General features: G+C 62.3%; 12 protein-coding genes. 9 read left to right on the forward strand and 3 right to left on the reverse strand.

The annotated features are described in order from the left end of the window. Nucleotide 1 precedes the first annotated feature (1 nt). The 9 genes from livM to AC0NIL_RS06305 all read left to right on the forward strand — a co-directional run bounded on the left by livM (nt 2) and on the right by AC0NIL_RS06305 (nt 10,727). Nucleotides 2-1,597, forward strand: coding sequence for a high-affinity branched-chain amino acid ABC transporter permease LivM (gene livM, locus AC0NIL_RS06265; RefSeq protein WP_013529093.1), 1,596 nt, complete (start codon nt 2-4; stop codon nt 1,595-1,597). Next, complete coding sequence (locus tag AC0NIL_RS06270; protein ID WP_063173264.1) at nt 1,597-3,153, forward strand: ATP-binding cassette domain-containing protein; 1,557 nt, start codon at nt 1,597-1,599, stop codon at nt 3,151-3,153. The genes livM and AC0NIL_RS06270 overlap by 1 nt, the downstream gene beginning before the upstream one ends. Next, entirely contained in the window at nt 3,153-3,881 is a 729-nt protein-coding gene (locus AC0NIL_RS06275; RefSeq protein ID WP_013529095.1) for an ABC transporter ATP-binding protein, read from the forward strand. The genes AC0NIL_RS06270 and AC0NIL_RS06275 overlap by 1 nt, the downstream gene beginning before the upstream one ends. 111 nt (nt 3,882-3,992) lie before the next feature. Beyond that, the gene (locus AC0NIL_RS06280; protein WP_013529096.1) at nt 3,993-4,340 is read left to right on the forward strand and encodes a DUF6867 family protein; all 348 of its coding nucleotides are present in this window, start codon (nt 3,993-3,995) and stop codon (nt 4,338-4,340) included. A 137-nt stretch (nt 4,341-4,477) separates the two neighbouring features. Beyond that, nucleotides 4,478-5,596, forward strand: a complete 1,119-nt coding sequence (locus AC0NIL_RS06285; RefSeq protein ID WP_013529097.1) for a branched-chain amino acid ABC transporter substrate-binding protein — start codon at nt 4,478-4,480, stop codon at nt 5,594-5,596. 291 nt (nt 5,597-5,887) lie between these two features. Beyond that, entirely contained in the window at nt 5,888-9,346 is a 3,459-nt protein-coding gene (pyc, locus tag AC0NIL_RS06290) for a pyruvate carboxylase (RefSeq protein ID WP_473572938.1), read from the forward strand. Nucleotides 9,347-9,505: 159 nt separating this feature from the next. Further along, nucleotides 9,506-9,766, forward strand: a complete 261-nt coding sequence (locus AC0NIL_RS06295; RefSeq protein WP_013529099.1) for a DUF2312 domain-containing protein — start codon at nt 9,506-9,508, stop codon at nt 9,764-9,766. 201 nt (nt 9,767-9,967) lie between these two features. Further along, nucleotides 9,968-10,408, forward strand: a complete 441-nt coding sequence (locus tag AC0NIL_RS06300) for a hypothetical protein (RefSeq protein ID WP_013529100.1) — start codon at nt 9,968-9,970, stop codon at nt 10,406-10,408. 7 nt (nt 10,409-10,415) lie between these two features. After that, nucleotides 10,416-10,727, forward strand: coding sequence for a hypothetical protein (locus tag AC0NIL_RS06305; protein WP_024502896.1), 312 nt, complete (start codon nt 10,416-10,418; stop codon nt 10,725-10,727). A 91-nt stretch (nt 10,728-10,818) separates the two neighbouring features. Here the strand turns inward: AC0NIL_RS06305 and msrB are convergent, their stop codons facing one another. The 3 genes from msrB to AC0NIL_RS06320 form a co-directional block, all read right to left on the reverse strand. After that, nucleotides 10,819-11,223, reverse strand: coding sequence for a peptide-methionine (R)-S-oxide reductase MsrB (gene msrB / locus AC0NIL_RS06310; protein WP_013529102.1), 405 nt, complete (start codon nt 11,221-11,223; stop codon nt 10,819-10,821). 196 nt (nt 11,224-11,419) lie between these two features. Then, nucleotides 11,420-12,217, reverse strand: coding sequence for an MBL fold metallo-hydrolase (locus AC0NIL_RS06315; protein ID WP_024502897.1), 798 nt, complete (start codon nt 12,215-12,217; stop codon nt 11,420-11,422). 19 nt (nt 12,218-12,236) lie between these two features. Then, on the reverse strand, nt 12,237-13,427 hold the full coding sequence (locus tag AC0NIL_RS06320; RefSeq protein ID WP_473572940.1) for a vWA domain-containing protein: 1,191 nt from the start codon (nt 13,425-13,427) through the stop codon (nt 12,237-12,239).

A 13,427-nucleotide genomic window follows, 5' to 3' on the forward strand; every position in this document is an offset into this window, starting at 1 on the left:
TATGGCCGTCACCGTATCTCCGGAGCGCGACACCGTCGCCACCCCCATGCAGCGCGCATTGCGTGAGGCGCTCTATGCCGCTGCCATATCGTTTGGCCTGTTCGTGCTGTTCATCGGCCTGAAGACCGGCCAGAACATTTCCAATGAACTGGTCCTGACGACACGCTGGGGCCTGCTTGCCGCCGTGGTTATCGCCACGGCTGTCGGGCGCTTCCTCTATGTCGCCTATGGACAGCCCTTCCTGGCCAACCAGAAGATCACCGACGTCGCCACCGGCCTGCTGCCGGCCAGCGTGGCGTCACGCTTCTTCCAGTTGCCGGCCTTCATCGTGGCCTTGGTCGCGGCGGTGGTGTTGTTTGCGGTCAACAGCTCTCTCGTCGGATGGGTGGGAGCGGAGCCGGCGGGCTATCTGCAGTTCCTGCGCGCCTTGTCGGTCATCTATGTGCTGGCCTGCGTGATCTATTATTTCCGCGGCTTCATTCATGCCAACTTCACCAAACTCGGCATTGCCGCGCTGATCCTCTATCCGATCCTGGTGGTGGCGATCCTGTCGCTGATGTCCTGGTCGTTCGTCGGCGGACTGCAAGGCTCGCTGAAATGGGTCGACAATTTCGGCATCCAGATCCTGATCTATGTGATGCTGGCCTGGGGCCTGAACATTGTCGTTGGCCTCGCCGGCCTGCTCGACCTCGGTTATGTCGCCTTCTACGCGGTCGGCGCTTATGCCTATGCGCTGCTCGGCACGCAGTACGGCCTGTCGTTCTGGATCCTTTTGCCGGCCGCCGGCGCGATGGCCGCCTTCTGGGGCGTGCTGCTCGGTTTCCCGGTGCTGCGCCTGCGCGGCGATTACCTGGCGATCGTCACCTTGGCTTTCGGTGAGATCATCCGCCTGGTGCTGATCAACTGGCGGGAGGTCACCAACGGTTCAGCCGGTATTTCCGGCATCCCGAAGGTCACCTTCTTCGGCCTGATGACCTTCAACGTGTCGGACCCCAATTACGTCGCCAAGGTGCTGCATCTGGCGACATCGAGCGCCTACTACAAGATCTTCCTCTATTACCTGATCCTGGCGCTGGCGCTGCTGACAGCCTTCGTCACCATCCGGCTGCGGCGCATGCCGGTCGGCCGTGCCTGGGAAGCGTTGCGCGAGGACGAGATCGCCTGCCGCTCGCTCGGCATCAACACCACCACCACGAAGCTTACGGCCTTTGCCACGGGTGCGATGTTCGGCGGCTTCGCCGGCGCATTCTTCGCCGCACGGCAGGGCTTCGTCAGCCCGGAATCCTTCGTCTTCCTGGAATCGGCCATCATCCTGGCCATCGTGGTTCTCGGTGGCATGGGCTCGCTGGTCGGCATAGCGGTCGCCGCAATGGTGATGATCGGCGGCACCGAGGCGTTGCGCGAACTCGACTTCCTCAAGCAGGTCTTCGGACCGGACTTCACACCGGAACTCTACCGCATGCTGCTGTTCGGCATGGCCATGGTCATCGTCATGCTGTGGAAGCCGCGCGGCTTCGTCGGCAGTCGTGAACCAACCGCCTTCCTGAAGGAGCGAAAGGCCGTCTCAAGCTCCTTCACCAAGGAAGGACACGGCTGATGAATGCGAACCCTGTTCAGAAAGCCGCTTCGGGCATGAACGACGCTATCCTTCAGGTCGATCATCTGTCGATGAAGTTCGGTGGCCTGGTGGCCATCGGGGATCTGTCTTTCGCCGCCAAGCGCGGCGAGATCACCGCGCTGATCGGCCCCAACGGCGCCGGCAAGACCACGGTGTTCAATTGCATCACCGGCTTCTACAAGCCCTCGGAAGGCATGATCACGCTCAACCGGAACGATGGTTCGACCTTCCTGCTCGAGCGGCTACCCAACCATGAAATCCCGGCGCGCGCCAAGGTGGCGCGCACCTTCCAGAACATCCGCCTGTTCTCCGGCATGACCCTGCTGGAGAACCTGCTGGTCGCCCAGCACAACAAACTGATGAAGGCATCGGGCTACACGGTGCTTGGCCTGTTCGGCTTCAGTGGCTATCGCAAGGCCTCGGCCGAATCGGTGGAGCTCGCCAAGCATTGGCTGGAAAAGGCCGATCTTGTCGACCGTGCCGACGACCCGGCCGGCGACCTGCCCTATGGCGCGCAGCGCCGTCTCGAGATCGCTCGCGCCATGTGCACGGGACCCGAGCTTCTGTGCCTCGACGAGCCGGCGGCCGGCCTCAATCCGAAGGAATCGGCGGCGCTCAATGAGCTGCTGATCGACATCAAGAACACATCCGGCGCCTCGATCCTGTTGATCGAGCACGACATGTCGGTGGTCATGCAGATCTCCGACCATGTCGTGGTGCTGGAGTATGGCCGCAAGATCTCCGACGGCAGTCCGCAGTCGGTGCGCACCGATCCGCGCGTCATCGCCGCCTATCTCGGCGTCGACGACGAGGAAGTCGAAGCGGTCCTTACCGAAGTCGGCGACGAAGATGTCATCGAACAGCTCGATACGGGGCCGGATGCCGCGCACGGTCCGGGAACATCGTCGTCCTATCTCGCCGGGCCGGTGACCGACACGGTAGGCCATAGTTCGGGCGAGCGGGTTACGGTGGCCAAGGGAGCGTCAAAGGCCGGTCAGGTCGACGCCAGGTCGCTCGCCGCGGCAAACAAGGCAGCCTCGCTGGCAGCCGTGCCGCCGGCGAAGGCAAAGCCTGCTCCGAAAGCGACGTCGAAGGCGGCAACCGGCACGGCGGCGAAGTCGACCGCATCCGCCAAGCCTGCGGCGAAGACTGGAGAGATCTCCAACCGGCTGGCTGCGCCTCGCGGCGGCAAGGCCGACAATTTGACCCGCATAAAGGGCATCGGTACGGTCAACGAGAAGAAGCTCAACGATCACGGCATCTTCCACTTCGACCAGATCGGCGCCTGGAAAAAGGCCGACGTCGAGGCCGCCGAAGCCTATCTTGCTTTTGACGGACGTATCGCGCGCGAGGAATGGGTTAAACAGGCCAGGCTGCTCGGCCAGGGCAGGGACACGGAATTTTCGCGCCGCGTCGATGCGGGCAAGGTGGCGACGAGCCATGCTTCCGCAAAGACTGCAAAGGCAGCCTCCGGAAAGACCGCGAGCAAGACCGCTGCCAAGCCCGTGGCGGGCAAGCGTGGAGGGGGCAAGTGATGGCCGCGACAACGCTGCTCGATATCAAGGGCGTGCAGACCTATTACGGCAACATCCGGGCGCTGAACGGCGTCGATGTCACCGTCAAGCAGGGTGAGATCGTGGCGCTGATCGGTGCCAATGGCGCCGGCAAGTCGACGCTGATGATGACTATTTTCGGTGCGCCGCGGGCTCGCGCCGGGACTATCACCTTTGCCGGCACCGACATAACTCAGATGCCGACGCACGAGATCGCGCGCATGCGCATTGCCCAATCGCCCGAGGGCCGGCGGATCTTTCCGCGCATGACGGTGATGGAAAACCTGCAGATGGGCGCCAGCCTCGACAACCTCAAGCACTATGACGAGGACGTCGAGAAGGTGTTCACGCTGTTCCCGCGTTTGAAGGAGCGCATCACCCAGCGCGGTGGCACGCTGTCGGGCGGTGAGCAGCAGATGCTGTCGATCGGACGCGCGCTGATGGCACGGCCGAAGCTGCTTTTGCTCGACGAGCCGTCGCTGGGTCTCGCGCCGCTGATCGTCAAGCAGATCTTCGACGCCATCCGCGAACTGAACCGCACCCAGGGGCTGACCGTGTTCCTGGTCGAGCAGAACGCCTTCGGCGCGCTCAAGCTCGCCACGCGCGGCTACGTCATGGTCAACGGCAATGTGACGATGAGCGGCACCGGCAAGGAACTGCTCGCCAATCCGGAAGTGCGCGCCGCCTATCTCGAGGGCGGACACCACTGAGTTCGAAGCGGAATGCGTGCACCGCTATTCCGCTCCAGATTGTTTGTTTGTCGCATGATCTTTGTCCGGAAAGTCCGCAACTTTTCGGGATCATGCTAGGGAGACTTCACCATGCAGGGCATTCTTTACGAGGAACCCTCGATCTGGCAGTTCTTCTTCGTCACCTGTCTGCTCGGCGGCTGGGCGGCGTGGATGACGGGCAAGGCCAGTGCCCAGACGTGGCGCAGCTTCATCCAGCTGTTCGCCTATGTGCTGGGCCTCGGCATCGCGATCCGCTTCATCCATCACGCGCTGTTCGGCGGCACCATGTTCTCGCTGCATTATTATGTCGTCGACACCATCGTGCTGATGATCCTCGGCTTCGTCGGCTATCAATACACGCGCACCAACCAGATGGTGACACAGTATAATTGGCTCTACGAAAGAGCTTCACTCTTGAGCTGGAAACCGAAAGGTTGACGTTCATCATTAACGCCGTCTCGAAATTGAATCGGCGTGACAAGTGCCTGAAAATCGGCAAACTATGCTTTCTGCGATAAGGGTGGGCATCGCATGAAAGCTTCATCCACGCCCACTCCGTTAATGGGAGCGTTTAAATGAAAAAGTCACTTTTGTCCGCCGTCGCCCTGACCGCGCTTGTCGCGTTCGGCGGCAGCGCGTGGGCTGACGTAATGATGGGCGTCGCGGGCCCGATCACCGGTCCGAACGCCGCCTTCGGCGCGCAGCTGCAGAAGGGGGCGGAAGCTGCTGTCGCCGACATCAATGCCAAGGGCGGCATCAACGGCGAGCAGATCAAGCTCGAAGTCGGCGACGACGTCTCCGATCCGAAGCAGGGTATCTCGGTCGCCAACAAGTTCGTCGGCGACGGCGTCAAGTTCGTGGTCGGCCACTTCAACTCCGGCGTCTCTATCCCGGCATCTGAAGTCTATGCGGAAAACGGCATCGTCGAAGTGACGCCGGCCGCGACCAACCCGCAATTCACCGAGCGCGGTCTGTGGAACGTGTTCCGCACCTGCGGACGCGACGACCAGCAGGGCAGCATTGCCGGCGCGTATCTCGCCGCCAACTTCAAGGACGCCAAGATCGCTGTCGTTCACGACAAGACCACCTACGGTCAGGGCCTTGCCGACGAAACCAAGAAGGCGATGAACGCCAAGGGCGTGACGGAAGTCATGTATGAAGGCATCAATGTCGGCGACAAGGACTTCTCGGCGCTGATCGCCAAGATGAAGGAAGCCGGCGTTTCCATCATCTATTGGGGCGGCCTGCACACCGAAGCCGGCCTGATCATCCGTCAGGCGGCCGACCAGGGCCTCAAGGCAACGCTGGTTTCCGGCGATGGCATCGTGTCGAACGAACTGGCTTCGATCGCTGGCGACGCAGTTGCGGGCACGCTCAACACGTTCGGCCCGGATCCGCGCCTGATCCCCGCCAACAAGGAACTCGTCGAGAAGTTCCGCGCGCAGGGTTTCGAGCCGGAAGCCTACACGCTCTACTCCTACGCCGCCGTGCAGGCGATCGCGGAAGCAGCGACCGCTGCCAAGTCGAACGACCCGCAGGCAGTTGCCAAGGCGCTGCATGAAAACGGCCCCTTCAAGACCGTTCTCGGCGACCTGTCCTATGACGCCAAGGGCGATCCGACGCTGCCCGGCTACGTCATGTACGAATGGAAGAAGGGCGACGACGGCAAGTACACCTACGTCCAGAAGATGTAAGCTCGTCAGTCTCCAGACCATTTACGGATGCCCGGCGCCTCGCGCCGGGCATTTTCTTTTGCCATCGTCATGTTCAGGGGCGGCCGGTGGAGCCGATGCTTAGCCGGGCAATGATCGTGCATTAACCGGAAAGCCGGCTCTTTTTTGGCTGTTCGGAGGAATGGGAAAGGTCCTTGGCGCAGTGATTCCATTTCAATCGGTTTAAATGCGCGTCAATTTCGTTTGCACTGCAGCATTTTCACGCTAATCATTGCGCCGATTTCTCTTCCTTCCGTCGCTGGAGCCCAGTCCTTGGCCATCACGAAGATCCTCGTCGCCAACCGGTCCGAAATCGCCATTCGCGTCTTCCGCGCGGCCAACGAACTCGGGCTCAAAACCGTGGCGATCTGGGCGGAGGAAGACAAATACTCCCTGCATCGCTTCAAGGCCGACGAGAGCTACCAGGTCGGACGCGGGCCGCATCTGACCAGGGACATGGGGCCGATCGAAAGCTATCTGTCGATCGAGGAGGTGATCCGCGTCGCCAGGCTGTCGGGTGCCGATGCTATCCATCCCGGCTACGGATTGTTGTCGGAAAGTCCCGAATTCGCCGACGCCTGTGCCGAAGCCGGCATTACCTTCATCGGGCCGAGGCCGGATACAATGCGGCGGCTCGGCAACAAGGTCGCGGCGCGCAATCTCGCCATCGAGGTCGGCGTGCCGGTGATCCCCGCCACCGATCCGTTGCCGGATGACATGGAGACGGTCAAGACACTGGCCAAGGAAATCGGCTATCCGGTGATGCTGAAGGCATCATGGGGCGGCGGCGGCCGCGGCATGCGGGCCATCCGCGCCGAAGCCGACCTTGCCCGTGAAGTCACCGAAGGCAAGCGCGAGGCGAAAGCCGCCTTCGGCAAGGACGAGGTCTATCTCGAAAAGCTGATCGAACGCGCCCGTCATGTCGAGGTGCAGGTGCTGGGCGATACCCATGGCAATGCCGTGCACCTGTTCGAGCGCGACTGTTCGATCCAGCGCCGCAACCAGAAGGTCGTCGAGCGGGCGCCGGCGCCCTATCTCGAAATGTCGCAGCGCGAGGAGCTTTGCGGCCATGCGCTCAAGATCGCCCGCGAGACCAGCTATATCGGCGCCGGCACGGTCGAGTTCCTGCAGGATGCCGACACCGGCCAATTCTATTTCATCGAGGTCAACCCGCGCATCCAGGTCGAGCACACCGTCACCGAGCAGGTGACGGGCATCGATATCGTCAAGGCGCAGATCCATATCCTCGACGGCTTTGCCATCGGCACACCGGAATCAGGCGTGCCGGCGCAGAAGGACATAAGGCTGAACGGCCACGCGCTGCAGTGCCGCATCACCACGGAAGATCCCGAGCACAATTTCATCCCGGATTACGGCCGCATCACCGCCTATCGCGGCGCGACGGGCTTCGGCATCCGCCTCGACGGCGGCACCGCTTATTCGGGCGCGGTCATCACCCGCTTCTACGATCCGCTGCTGGAGAAGGTGACGGCGTGGGCGCCGACGCCGGCCGAGACGATCGCCCGCATGAATCGGGCGCTGCGCGAGTTCCGCATCCGCGGCGTCGCCACCAATTTGACCTTCCTCGAAGCGATCATCAACCATCCGAGCTTCGCCGACAATTCCTACACGACCAAGTTCATCGACACGACGCCGGAACTGTTCCAGCAGGTCAAGCGCCAGGACCGCGCCACCAAGCTCATCAACTATCTCGCCGACGTCAGCGTCAACGGCCATCCCGAGACGCGCGGCCGGCCGCAGCCGAAGGCCGACGCCGCGGCACCCGTGGTGCCTTACCTCAACGGCAATGTGCCCGGCGGCAGCAAGCAGAAGCGGGATGTGCTGGGCCCGCAGAAGTTCGCCGCCTGGATGCGCGATCAGAAGGAGGTTCTGGTCACCGACACGACGATGCGCGATGGCCATCAATCGCTGCTGGCGACGCGCATGCGCACGCATGACATTGCCGGCATCGCCGGTACCTATGCGCGTGCCTTGCCGCAGCTTCTATCGCTGGAATGCTGGGGTGGCGCCACCTTCGACGTCGCCATGCGCTTCCTCACCGAGGATCCGTGGGAGCGGCTGTCGCTGGTGCGCGAGGCGGCGCCCAATCTGCTGTTGCAGATGCTGCTGCGCGGTGCCAATGGCGTCGGCTACACCAACTATCCCGACAATGTCGTGCAGCATTTCGTCAAGCAGGCAGCAAGCGGTGGCATCGACCTGTTCCGGGTCTTCGATTGCCTGAACTGGGTCGACAACATGCGCGTCGCCATGGATGCGGTCGGAGCCGAAGGCAAGCTGATCGAAGCGGCGATCTGCTACACCGGCGATATCCTCGATCCGGCGCGGGCGAAATACGACCTCAAATACTATGTCGGCCTAGCCAGGGAATTGCAGGCGGCCGGCGCCCACATCATCGCCGTCAAGGACATGGCCGGCCTGCTGAAGCCTTCCGCAGCACGCGTGCTGTTCAAGGCGCTGCGCGAGGCGACCGACCTGCCGATCCATTTCCACACCCACGACACGTCGGGCCTGTCTGCGGCGACGGTGCTGGCGGCGGTGGAAAGCGGCGTCGACGCCATAGACGCGGCGATGGATGCCTTCTCCGGCAACACCTCGCAGCCATGCCTTGGCTCACTCGTCGAGGCGCTGAAGGGCACCGAACGCGACCCCGGTCTCGACCCGCAATGGATCAGGAAGATCTCGTTCTACTGGGAAGCGGTGCGCAACCAGTACGCCGCCTTCGAAAGCGACCTCAAGGGGCCGGCCTCGGAAGTCTATCTGCACGAGATGCCGGGCGGCCAGTTCACCAATCTGAAGGAACAGGCTCGCTCGCTCGGATTGGAGACGCGCTGGCACGAGGTGGCGCAGACCTATCACGACGTCAATCTGATGTTCGGCGACATCGTCAAGGTGACGCCGTCGTCCAAGGTCGTCGGCGACATGGCATTGATGATGGTCAGCCAGGACCTGACCGTTGCCGATGTCGAAAACCCGGATAGGGATATCGCCTTCCCGGATTCGGTCGTCTCGATGCTGCGCGGCGACCTCGGCCAGTCGCCAGGCGGGTGGCCGGTGGCGCTGCAGAGGAAGGCGCTCAAAGGCGACAAGCCGATCACGGTGCGGCCCGGCTCGCTTCTCAAGCCAGCCGACCTCAAGGCCAACCGCAAGGAAATCGAGGAGAAGCTCGAGCGCAAGCTGTCGGAATTCGAATTCGCCTCGTGGCTGATGTATCCGAAGGTGTTCACGGATTTCGCCGGCGCGCAGGAAACCTATGGGCCGGTCAGCGTGCTGCCGACGCCGACGTATTTCTACGGCATGAAGCCGGAAGACGAGATCTTCGTCGACATCGAGAAGGGCAAGACGCTGGTGGTGCGCTGCCTGGCCATCGGCGATGTCGACGAGAAGGGCATGGTCACCGTGTTCTTCGAGCTCAACGGCCAGCCGCGCCGTGTCAAGGTGCCTGACCGGGCGCATGGCGCGTCCGCCGCCAAGGCCCGCCGCAAGGCCGAACCCGGCAACGAGGCGCATGTCGGCGCACCGATGCCGGGCGTCGTTTCTGCGCTTTCGGTGGCTGCCGGCCAGGCTGTGAAGGCCGGTGACGTGCTGCTTTCCATCGAAGCGATGAAGATGGAGACGGCGCTGCATGCCGAGCGCGACGGCACGGTCGCCGAGGTGCTGGTCAAGGCAGGCGACCAGATCGATGCCAAGGATCTGCTGATCGCTTTCAGCTAATTGATACCTTCCTGGGGATCGCTGTCCGCATCGTGGCGGCAGCATCAGTTCGATCATCGATAACAGCTTGACCCGCCGCCGCCGGTCGGGCATCGAGCCCGCTCAATTCGCCGCTGCATGCATCCCGAGTCGCGGCGCAGAAACGATGTGGAGAAAAATATGGCCGACGATATCACCGATACCAGCCAGACTGTTGCCGCCGGCCAGCTGCGTGCCTTCATCGAGCGCATAGAGCGGCTCGAGGAAGAGAAGAAGACCATTTCCGACGACATCAAGGAAGTGTTCGCCGAGGCCAAGGGCACAGGCTTCGACACCAAGGCGATGCGCACGATCATCCGGCTGCGCAAGAAGGACCAGGCCGAGCGTCAGGAAGAGGAAACCATCCTCGATCTGTATAAGGCCGCACTCGGCATGGTGTAGAGACCGTCTGGAAATTCTACTCCGGCGGCCATCTGGTGGCGTTTTCTGCGCTTCCCTAGTTCTACTGCAATGCAGTAGAACTGAGCTCACGTACTTTAAGTACGCTCCGCTCCGGTTCTCGAAACCACCACCATATGACTCGCCGGAGCGAATTTCGAAACAGTCTCCGGCCGAGCATGATGCCGGAGCGAGCATCGAGCCATGAGCGAATTCGACTTCGGCGCCCGCCGCGCCTCTGAATTCCGCCAGCGCGGCTTCTGGACGCTGTTCGCCGAGCGGCATCCGGAAGAAAGGGCTCTGATGGCGAGGCGCGGACCCTGGTTCTGGCAGCGCGGGCTGCCCGATTTCGCCTTGGTCCTTTCCATGTATGTCGCGCCGGCGCAGAGCCAGGTCGGCGTCTTCTTCGGCCGCAACGAGAAGTTCGGCGCCACGCAAGCGTGGTCGCGGTTGAAACCGTTCCAGCCTGATATCGAAGCCCGGCTGAAGCTCAGGCCGGAACAGAGTTGCGAGGATCTCGGCATCAATTCGATGTGGCGGGTGAACTGCTATGCCGAGGACAACTGGCCAGCCATGGCCGACTGGCTGGTGACCGAATGTTCGCGTTTCGAGCGCGCGGTAACCGAAGTCCTGAGGCAGGGATAGACATCCGGTGTTGCCAGAGGGTATCGGCTCCTTTTTCCGCTCACGCTGGCAAGGCCAGGTGCCGCTCGACCGGCTGTTCTGGCGCGACCTTGTTCTTGTCGGCACGGCGCTCAACGTAGCATCTCTGGTGGCCGCGATCGTCCTGCTCGGACTGAAGCTGCCGCTGGCGCTGGTTCTGGCGGTGCATTTCGCACCGGTGCCCTACAACCTCTTTCTGACCTTTTCCGTATGGCGAACCACGGAAAAGGCCGGTGGCGCCAAGGCCTCACTGATGACGCTCGGCGCCACATTATGGCTGATCCTGACGGTCGTGGTCTGAGAGCGGACACGGGCGCCCACCGCGTTCGGCCGGGGGGCAATGAAAAGGGCGGCCGCAACCGCCCTTTTCATTCATTCAATCGAATTTCGGTTCAGGCCGCCGGCTCGAATTTCAGCGCCACGCCGTTGATGCAATAGCGCAGGCCGGTCGGCGGCGGGCCATCCTCGAAAACATGGCCGAGATGGCTGCCGCAGCGGGCGCAATGGCATTCGGTGCGAACCATGCCGTAGCTGCGGTCGACGGTGTTTTCGACCGAACCCGGCACCGGGTCGTTGAAGCTCGGCCAGCCGGTGCCGCTCTCGAACTTCAGCTTGGATTCAAACAAAGGCTGGTCGCAGCCGACGCAGGAAAAGGTGCCGGCGCGCTTCTCGTAGAGCAAAGCGCAGCTTCCCGGCCGCTCGGTGCCGTGGCCGCGCATGACGGCATACTGCTCCGGCGTCAGCCGGGCGCGCCATTCGGCGTCGGTGCGGGTTACAGGGTAGGTGTGGGTGTCCATGTGATCTCCTCAGCCTTGCCGGCTCGCCACTACAGCGCCGCGCGCCCATCGGACGCGCAAAGGACGCTGTAGTACTTTGGTTTTGCGCATAATCCTTTCCGAACCGGAGGTTCGGATCATGCGCGGATTGCAACCTCATATTCGCACCAAGATAGGCATTTGTTACGCGATTTGCCCGCATTTTCGATCGTGATCTTTATGCGATCGCCCTGAGATAGCGATCGACCGAAGCAGCCAAGGCCGCTTTTGCGCCCCCGATGACACTCTGGTTCCACCATGCACCATAGATATGGTCGAACGCGAATGGCTCCAGTGCCGCCGCGATGCGGCGCACGGCCGCTGCATTGAGCGGAATGTAGTTCGGATAGCTGTACATGAAGCTGACATGGCGGCGCGTCGGCGTCACCTGCAAGATATCGCCGGCCAGCAAGACGTCGCCGACATCGCGTTTCCAGTGCAGTACCTGACCGCCGGCAAAGTGGCCGCCGCAGCGGATGAGCGTCAGCGAAGGGTTTATGGCCAGCGTCTCGCCTTCCCAACTGACGATCGCCTTGTGCGGTCGCATGATCCATTGGCGGTCATCGGCATGGAGATAAATCGGCACGCCGCCAAACGCCTCGCTCCAACTGGCCATCACCGAATAATAGTGGCAGTGCGAGATGGCGATCGCCGCCAGGCCACCGCGGCGGTTGATCTCGGCCACCGCCTCGTCGCTGACCATCGAAACGCAGTCCCACAGCACGTTGCCGTGTGGCGTCTGCGCCAGCAGCGCCCGTTGGCCGATGGCGAAGCGCGGCTCGATGCCGAAGGCGAGAACGCCGGCATCGTCCTTCATTACAAGCCGGTGTCCTTCGGCAAGTTCCTCCGGCGTGATCCACGCTTGGCCCTCCCAGCGCACATATTGGCGCTCGTCCTCGCAGATCGGGCAATGTTCTGGCGGCGTCTCTGTCGCCGCGAACTGGACGCCGCATTGCAGGCAGAGGAAGCAGGTCATCGGATCTCCTGTCGGTCTTTCAGTGCTTTCTTGAAAGCTGCTTGGTCGCGCCCTCAAGCCCGGCCAGCGTCAGCGGGAACATGCGGCCGCCGAAGATGTCGCGGATCATCGCAATCGAGTGGGTGTAGCCCCAGTTCTTGGGGTCTTCGGGGTTCAGCCATACCGCGTTCGGCCATTGCTGCAGCAGACGGCCGAGCCAGACGCTGCCCGCCTCCGGATTCCAGTGCTCGACCGAACCGCCGGGGTGAGCGATCTCGTAAGGGCTCATCGAGGCGTCGCCGACGACGATCACCTTGTAGTCCGGACCGTATTTGTGAAGCAGGTCGAAGGTCGGAATCACCTCGGCATGCCTGCGGCGATTGTCCTTCCACACGCCCTCATAGAGGCAGTTGTGAAAATAGAAATATTCGAGCTGGCGGAATTCGGCGCGGGCGGCCGAGAACAGCTCCTCGACGCCTTTGATGTGGTCGTCCATCGAACCGCCGACATCGAAGAACATCAAAAGCTTCACCGCGTTGCGTCGCTCTGGCCGCGTCCGCACGTCGAGATAGCCATGTTCGGCAGTGGCGTGAATAGTGCCGGACAGGTCGAACTCCTCCTCGGCACCCTCGCGCACCCAGCGGCGCAGGCGCTTCAGTGCGACCTTGATGTTGCGCGTGCCGAGCTCCACGGCATCGTCGAAATTTTTGAACTCGCGCTTGTCCCAGACCTTCACCGCGCGGCGGTTGCGGCTTTCATGCTGGCCGATGCGCACGCCTTCGGGATTGTAGCCATAGGCGCCGAATGGCGAGGTTCCGCCGGTGCCGATCCATTTCGAGCCGCCCTGGTGACGGCCTTTTTGCTCCTGCAGCCGCTGTTTCAATGTCTCCATCAGTTTCTCGAAACCGCCGAGCGCCTCGACCAGTTTTTTCTCCTCGTCGGTCAGGTGCTTTTCGGCGAGGCGGCGCAACCATTCCTCGGGGATGTTGGCGATATCGACTGCATCCGGCCCGCCCAGTGCTTCGATGCCCTTGAAGACATGCGCGAACACCTGGTCGAAGCGGTCGATATGGCGCTCGTCCTTCACCAGCGCCGCACGGGCGAGGTAGTAAAAACCTTCGACGTCGTAGTCGACCAGCCCGGCTTCCAGCCCTTCCAGCAGCGACAGATATTCCCTGAGCGAGACGGGAACGCGTGCAGCCTTCAGTTCAAGGAAGAAGGGGATGAACAT

The sequence above is a fragment of the Mesorhizobium sp. WSM1343 genome (assembly GCF_055901535.1).

Excerpts from the sequence above, each read along its gene's own strand:
- livM (WP_013529093.1), top strand. The coding sequence starts at position 2 with ATGGCCGTCACCGTATCTCCGGAGCGCGACACCGTCGCCACCCCCATG.
- AC0NIL_RS06270 (WP_063173264.1), top strand. The coding sequence starts at position 1,597 with ATGAATGCGAACCCTGTTCAGAAAGCCGCTTCGGGCATGAACGACGCT.
- AC0NIL_RS06275 (WP_013529095.1), top strand. The coding sequence starts at position 3,153 with ATGGCCGCGACAACGCTGCTCGATATCAAGGGCGTGCAGACCTATTAC.
- AC0NIL_RS06280 (WP_013529096.1), top strand. The coding sequence starts at position 3,993 with ATGCAGGGCATTCTTTACGAGGAACCCTCGATCTGGCAGTTCTTCTTC.
- AC0NIL_RS06285 (WP_013529097.1), top strand. The coding sequence starts at position 4,478 with ATGAAAAAGTCACTTTTGTCCGCCGTCGCCCTGACCGCGCTTGTCGCG.
- AC0NIL_RS06295 (WP_013529099.1), top strand. The coding sequence starts at position 9,506 with ATGGCCGACGATATCACCGATACCAGCCAGACTGTTGCCGCCGGCCAG.
- AC0NIL_RS06300 (WP_013529100.1), top strand. The coding sequence starts at position 9,968 with ATGAGCGAATTCGACTTCGGCGCCCGCCGCGCCTCTGAATTCCGCCAG.
- msrB (WP_013529102.1), bottom strand. The coding sequence starts at position 11,223 with ATGGACACCCACACCTACCCTGTAACCCGCACCGACGCCGAATGGCGC.
- AC0NIL_RS06315 (WP_024502897.1), bottom strand. The coding sequence starts at position 12,217 with ATGACCTGCTTCCTCTGCCTGCAATGCGGCGTCCAGTTCGCGGCGACA.
- AC0NIL_RS06320 (WP_473572940.1), bottom strand. The coding sequence starts at position 13,427 with ATGTTCATCCCCTTCTTCCTTGAACTGAAGGCTGCACGCGTTCCCGTC.